We start from the raw sequence: 255 nt of genomic DNA, 5'->3' as shown, positions 1-255 counted from the left end.
AATGTCAATTTGGGCACGCAAACCTCAACGACCCAAGACGTACACAAAGACTTGTTTCACTGGCTACCTCAATTACCCAACAACCCGGAGTTGCCGTGTCCAGACTTCCCTTATCCCCCGCTGAGATTGAAGGGGCCTACCGATTTATCCGCAATGAGAATATTCAAGCCAGTGATATTGCTGAAGCGGGTTTTCAAGCCACCGCGCAGCAAGCTCGAGAGCATGACATCTTGTTAGCACTAGAGGATACCACCT

1 protein-coding gene is annotated in these 255 nt (G+C 49.8%); it reads left to right on the top strand.

The features are described from left to right. Positions 1 to 255 (top strand): transposase DNA-binding-containing protein (locus MMG82_RS21505; protein ID WP_277622275.1); only part of this gene is annotated, 255 nt, incomplete at both ends.

Source organism: Shewanella sp. MM_2022_3 (genome assembly GCF_022557375.1).
In the GTDB taxonomy this organism is placed as follows: Bacteria; Pseudomonadota; Gammaproteobacteria; order Enterobacterales; family Shewanellaceae; genus Shewanella; species Shewanella xiamenensis.
Note: the sequence above shows the minus strand (reverse complement) of the source record. Positions and strands in the feature narration are given on the sequence as shown.